The following is a 6,625-nucleotide window of genomic DNA, read 5'->3' as shown; positions in this document are numbered from 1 at the left end:
TGTCCCGGATACCGGAGTTTCGCACCAGCATGCGCAGCACCAGTTGTTTGGCCTCCGGCCGGCAGCCTGCCTTCTGGTACACGCACTGGAACTGCTTACCACAAGCACGGCACAGAAAATTCTGCCTGCCCGTGCGCTTTACGCCGTTTTTGACTACCTTCATACTGTGGCAGTAGGGGCAGTTTACCTGGATAGTTATCTCGCACATAACTTTCAACTAACACCCTTGCTGCCATACTTATTCCAACATCATACATTCTAGACCACAGCCCTTTTTTCAATTTTGAATAACTGAATTTTGAATGATAGAAGGTTTATTTTCCAGATTCTATCATCAGTTATTCTGTTTTAAAAATTTATTTCTCTATCTCGCGTTCATAGTCCACAGCCAGCAGGTAGAGCGCCTGCAGGTTGTTCAGGTACTCCATGTGGGCCATGTTCAGCGCCTCCCAGGCATCAATCACCTCGGATAGCTGTGCGTTGTTTTCTTCGTAAGCGATCATGGTCACGTCGTAGTTTTTTTTCAGGGCAGGTATAATCTTCTTATTATAATTCTCTACCTGCTCCCGCTTGGCATTCAGTTCCAGTGCCATCGTTCGAACCATGCCCTGTGCCTCATTCAGCATAGCCTCCCGCTCCCGCTGCATAGCCTCAATCTCCAGGTTCATCGCTTTTGTGTTGGCCTTGTACATTTTAGAAGACCAGGGGGCGATAGGAATAGACATCATACCCATTGCAGTGTACATGTTAGGCATCATTGTGTTGCGGGGCGTCATGTGGTCAAAACGTAGCCGGAATTCAGGCTTGCGCTCCAGTCGCTCCTGCTCCACGTTCAGCCGCATCGACTGAATAGTTCTATCAAGCTGGCGGATATCGCTGCGGTTGTCGTTGAGGTAAGCAGTATCTACAGCCAGTGCTACAGGCTCTGGTATGCTGGTTACAGTGTCAATCTTAAAAGACTGATCTTTAGGCAGGTTCATCAGGATGTTGAGTAGCACATTTTTCTGTGCAATCTCGTTTCGCGTCATAAGCTGCATGTTCTCTACCTCGTGCAGGCGCGCCTCTGCTTTGTAGATGCTGCCTAATTTACCTTGGCTATAAGGGTAGCGGATACGAGCAAGCTTCAGCATAAACTCCATGATACGCTCACTGTCCTGCAGCACATCCATTTTCTTCTCCAGCACCACCCAACTGTAATAGGCAGCTTTGGCCTCTGCCTTCAGCTGGTTGTATACAGCGTCGGCTTTGGCTTGCTCTATGGCGGCCCGGGAGTTCATATACTCCTGCCGGGCACGTTGCTTAGCGGGGTTGGGGATTGCCTGCTCTGCAGAGATCATGTAAGAACCTTCCCGCTCATCACGCTCCACATCCTGGCCCGGGTAGGGCAGCATAAACACGCCTGCCCCCACCATCGGGGCCATCCATCCTGTTGCACCTTCTGCGTAAGCATCCATTGCCTTCGCCCGGTAACCGTACTGCTGCAGCATGGGATTATCCCTTTGTATCGTCTGCAGCATGTTGTCTAATGACAGGGGCTGTTGCTGGGCTGAGGCAGATGTGCTTCCTAACAGCAACAGCAATAAGCCAGCAGCAGATGTAAACCATCTCCCTGCACCCTTCAAAAGTGGCTTTGTTAAAGTATGTTTCTTAATGCTTAACATCGTATATCTCCAGTTTTCCGTGTTTCTTCAGTTCGTACTCTTTCGTCATTTCAAATACCACCGGCGTTACCAGCAGAATATGTATGGAGGAGGTAAACACTCCGCCAATCATCGGCAGCACAATCGGTATCATCACATCGGTACCAACACCTGTCGCCCACAGCACCGGAATTAAACCGAACAGGGCTACCGACACCGTCATGATTTTAGGACGAAGACGCTTGGCGGCTCCCATGAATACATAGTCCCTGATATCCTGTTTTGTGATCGTTTCAGAGGAGTTGCCTTTGGTTTCCACCAGCTCTTTCATCGCCTCGTTCAGGTAAACCACCATCACCATGGCCGTTTCGATGGCCAGGCCAAACAGGGCTATGAAACCCACGGCCACGGCCACTGATAAATTCACACCATAGAAGTACACGATAAACACGCCGCCCACCAGGGCAAAAGGGATGGTAATCAGGTTAAGCAATGCCTCTTTGAATGATTTAAAAGAGATGTACAGGATGAGGAAGATGACAACCAGCACCAGCGGAATAATTATCTGAAGCGTCTGCGTGGCACGGACCTGGTTTTCCCATTGGCCGCTCCACTCGAGGTAGTATCCTTCTGGTATACCCTCCACTTCCGCATTGATTCGCTCCATCGCCTCTTCTACCGTGCTGCCCACATCCCGGTCCCGGACATTGAAAAGCACGGCTCCACGCAGTTGGGCATTCTCAGAATTTATCATCGGTGGGCCATCCGTAAACCCTATGTCTGCCACCGAGGACAAGGGAATAGTACCGGCAGAACCAGTCTGCAGCGGGATGCGCTGAATCCGCTCTATGCTGTTGCGGTACTCCTGCGCCAGCCTCACGTTGATGGAGAAGCGCTCCCGGCCTTCGATGGTATTGCCAATACTTGCTCCGCCCAAAGCCGATTCGATCGTCATGTTCACATCATCCACCGTCAGGCCATACCGTCCGAGGGCTTCTCTGTTGATGTCAATCTCAAGATATTTGCCACCAGTGATGGGCTCCACATACAGGTCCTTCACGCCCGGCACCGTTTCCAGTGCCGACTTCACCTTTTCAGACACAGCATAAACAGAATCCAGGTTCTGGCCATACACCTTCACACCCACATCGGTACGGATACCGGTGGCCAGCATGTTGATGCGGTTGATGATGGGCTGTGTCCAGCCGTTTACCACACCCGGAATCTGCAGTTTCTCGTCGAGCTCCTGTACGATATCCTGTTTTGTTATGCCTTCGCGCCACTCCGACTGTGGTTTCAGCATAATGATGGTTTCAATCATGCTAATAGGGGAGTTGTCGGTAGCTGTGCTGGCACGACCTGCTTTTCCCAATACCTGGTCTACCTCCGGCACTGATTTAATTATCTTGTCCTGCACCTGCAGAATGCGCTTCGCTTCGGCGTTTGATACATCCGGCAGCGTGACGGGCATAAACAGGATAGAACCTTCGTTCAGCGGAGGCATAAACTCAGTGCCGAGGCTAAACAGCATCGGGATAGCCACCAGCAGCGCCAGAACGTTGATGCCAATGGTTGTCTTACGCCATTTCAGGCACCACCTCAGCAGCGGCCCATATACCCGCTCCATGCCCCTGTTAATCGGGTTGACATTGTCCTCCTTCAGTTTGCCTTTCAGAAAGAAAGAGATGAGCACCGGCGTCAGTGTGATGGCCACGATGGCATCCACTATAAGAATGAACGTTTTCGTCCAGGCCAGCGGGCTAAACAGTTTTCCCTCCTGACCCGTCAGCAAAAACACCGGCAGGAAGGAGGTGATTACAATCACCGTGCTCCAGAACACACTGGGCCCTACCTGCTTGGAGGCCTTTTCTATGATTCGGAGTCTTGTTTCTTTATCTAAGATCATCTTGTTTGAATTTTGTAAGAACCTTTCTAACTGTCATCTCGACGAATAGGAGAGTTCTGTTTGGTTGATGATGTCATGTAGCAGATTTCTCCCTTTGGTCGAAATGACAATATTGATTTTCCTATAGCTCTTCCTCCATCCATTTCTTCTCTTTTGCTGCGTCTGCTAAGTGCCGGTAAGAGTTCTCCACCATTACAATGGCATCGTCCACAATCACACCGATTGAAAGGGCAATACCGGTCAGGGACATAATGTTGGAAGAGATATCAAAGGCATTGAGCAGGATAAAGCCGATGGCAATAGACAGCGGCAACTGAATCATAATAACAAGGGCACTGCGCCAGTGGAAGAGGAAAAGGAATACGACCACTGCAGCCACAATCATCTCTTCGATCAATGTATTTCTTACGGAGGCTATACTTTCATTAATCAGGCCGCTTCGGTCGTAGACGATGTTAAAATCTACACCCTCCGGTAAGCCTTTGGAGACTTCGGCCATTTTCTCCTTCACATTCTCAATCACCTCTTCAGCGTTCTCCCCGTAGCGCATCACCACAATGCCGCCCACAGCTTCTCCTTCACCATTGAGGTCAAAAATACCCAGGCGGCTTTCACCTGTCATCTGCACGGTGGCCACGTCTCTTATCCGCACCGGAATAGTATTATTTGTGGTAACAGCAATATTCTCAATCTCCTCTGCTGATTTTATATAGCCGGTGGTTTTTATGATGTAGCCAATGTCGGAGCGCTCGAATTTGCGGCCTCCGGCTTCGTTATTATTCGCCCGCACCGCCTGTATCACCTGCGGAACAGTGAGGTTATAATAAGTGAGTTTGTTTGGGTCTACCGTAACCTGGTACTGCTTCTGGAAACCCCCGAAGGAGGCCACCTCACTGACGCCATCTACATTTTGGAGGGCAAACTTCACGTACCAATCCTGCACGGCCCGTTGCTCCCCTAAGTCCATACCGGGGGCATCGAGGGTATACCATAAAATATGGCCTACACCCGTTCCGTCCGGACCTAAAGTAGGAGTGGCCCCTTCTGGCAGTATGTTGCCGACAGAGTTCAGGCGCTCGAGCACCCTTGAGCGGGCCCAGTATACATCGGTGTCATCCTCAAAGATGATGTAGATAAAGCTCATGCCGAACATAGAAGTGCCGCGTACATACTTCACATCAGGGAGGCCCTGCAGGTTCGTGACCAGCGGGTAAGTTACCTGATCCTCTATGATTTGCGGGCTGCGGCCCATCCATTCCGTAAAAACAATGACCTGGTTCTCTGACAAGTCAGGAATAGCGTCTATTTTATTTGTTTGCACGGAGTACACGCCCCAGCCAAACAGAAAAGCCGACAGCAACAGCACAAGCACGCGGTTGCGGAGCGAAAAAGAAATTAGTTTCTCAATCATGGAAATGATGTTCTAAACCTGAGTACAAAGTATGGTAGCCACAGAAAAGTGGCTTTAGAGGGTGGTGCCGAAAGAGCGTCTTAAATGACAGGCATGGCAAAGCCGTTGCTTGCGGCAAGTAAAGCCAAAGCAAGACAGTGCGCCAGGTCGGCACCTGAACTAAGGTTTATAGAAGGAAAGACTGCACCAGCACAGGAATGTCGCGGGCGAGTGGGGGAGATGCGTAAAGTGCGTAAGTCGGTTGAATAGCCGCCTCAGGAGCATACAGCTGTAGGATCACAGCCTGTAATGCGGCGACAAACTTAATATCAAGAGGCTTGCTAATGGTAATAGTGTCATGGTCAGATGTGGCATCCGTACGCTCAACTACTACCTGATGGTCTGCGCAGCAGGGGCCATCATCTGTTTCGTTATCTTGAGGTGCATGGCAAGGAGGTAGTTTCTTCTGCTGCTTTTGCTCCATCGGGCAATCTGCGGTGGCACCAAATAAAGTTATATCACGTAACTCACCGCCACAAATATGCATACCCACAGCCATACCCGTCGAGGAGACGAGCACCAGCAGTGTGAGAGTAAGCAGTATAATCTGGCGGAACAGTTTCATGTTTAGTTTTATACTTACTACAAAGGTATAATAGAATCAGCAAGACCTGTTACACAATTAAGTAAATGTTTTACAGAATCCTTTCTACTATAGGAGCCTCTGTTGCTGATGGTATAACAACCGGAGGCGTGAATAGTTCTGTTTTTGTATCTATAGTGGTTATCCTTTGTCGCTGAAAGCCGGATAGAGGGTCATGCCGCCGTCCACGTAAATGGTGGTACCGGTAATATAATCCGCCTCGTCCGTCGCCAGCCAGACTGCCACTTTCGCTATATCTTCCGGTTCTCCTATACGACCGTATGGTATCAGCGAGAGCATATCTTTGCGTCCCTTCTCCGTACTCCAGACATCCTCGTTAATCGAGGTTTTGATAGCGCCGGGAGAAATTCCGTTTACCCGAATTTTGTCGGCTGCCAATTCCTGCGCCAGCGTTTTCATCAGCATCTGCACTCCACCTTTGGCTGTAGCATAGTTTACATGGCCGGCCCAGGGAATAATATCATGCACAGAACTGATAAAAATGATATGACCGGCTGCTGTGCGCTCGTCCGACTTCACCTTTCGCTTCACAAACTCCTTAGCCGCTGCCTGTGCACATAAAAAATTTCCGGTGAGGTTGGTGCTGATGACTTTGTTCCAGTCTTCCAGAGACATGTCCAGAAAATTCGCGTCACGCTGTATACCTGCGTTGCTCACCAGAATATCAAGGGTGCCAAAGTTTTCTGTTGCTGCTTTGACTAGCTTCTCCACGTCTTCAGGCTGACCTACGTCTGCCTGCACAACCACTGCCTTGCTACCAGCTTCTTCTATCTGTCCTTTTAGCGCCTGCGCTGACTCCTCGTCAGAGTGGAAGTTTACCACAACGTGGGCACCCTCACGGCCCATCGCCAGGGCGATGCCTTCTCCTATGCCGGAACTCGACCCTGTTACGATGGCTACTTTGCCTTGCAGGCGTTTTTTTTCAGTTTGACTCATTATGTTCGATCACTTTATTTGCCTGTTTAGCGAGTGGTTATGAAAATAGATACAGGCTGTTAGCAGTATACCAGTATTTACTGAAGAGG

6 protein-coding genes are annotated in these 6,625 nt (G+C 49.8%); all 6 read right to left on the bottom strand.

Annotated features, from left to right (window positions below):
- Positions 1 to 208 (bottom strand): transposase-like zinc-binding domain-containing protein (locus tag ACFS7Z_RS27415; RefSeq protein ID WP_377491869.1); only part of this gene is annotated, 208 nt, incomplete at its 3' end.
- Between the two features lie 148 nt (positions 209 to 356).
- Positions 357 to 1,517: a TolC family protein gene (locus tag ACFS7Z_RS04820; protein ID WP_377481733.1), complete on the bottom strand. Its 1,161-nt coding sequence runs from the start codon at positions 1,515 to 1,517 to the stop codon at positions 357 to 359.
- Between the two features lie 130 nt (positions 1,518 to 1,647).
- Positions 1,648 to 3,546 (bottom strand): efflux RND transporter permease subunit, encoded by a 1,899-nt coding sequence (locus ACFS7Z_RS04815; protein WP_377481731.1) that lies wholly within the window; start codon positions 3,544 to 3,546, stop codon positions 1,648 to 1,650.
- Positions 3,547 to 3,667: 121 nt separating this feature from the next.
- The gene (locus tag ACFS7Z_RS04810; RefSeq protein WP_377481728.1) at positions 3,668 to 4,957 is read right to left on the bottom strand and encodes an efflux RND transporter permease subunit; all 1,290 of its coding nucleotides are present in this window, start codon (positions 4,955 to 4,957) and stop codon (positions 3,668 to 3,670) included.
- A 166-nt stretch (positions 4,958 to 5,123) separates the two neighbouring features.
- Entirely contained in the window at positions 5,124 to 5,561 is a 438-nt protein-coding gene (locus ACFS7Z_RS04805; protein ID WP_377481725.1) for an HYC_CC_PP family protein, read from the bottom strand.
- A gap of 159 nt (positions 5,562 to 5,720) precedes the next feature.
- On the bottom strand, positions 5,721 to 6,536 hold the full coding sequence (locus ACFS7Z_RS04800) for an SDR family oxidoreductase (protein WP_377481722.1): 816 nt from the start codon (positions 6,534 to 6,536) through the stop codon (positions 5,721 to 5,723).
- Positions 6,537 to 6,625: the final 89 nt, after the last annotated feature.

The organism is Pontibacter toksunensis (genome assembly GCF_042686245.1).
Taxonomy (GTDB): domain Bacteria; phylum Bacteroidota; class Bacteroidia; order Cytophagales; family Hymenobacteraceae; genus Pontibacter; species Pontibacter toksunensis.
Note: the sequence above shows the minus strand (reverse complement) of the source record. Positions and strands in the feature narration are given on the sequence as shown.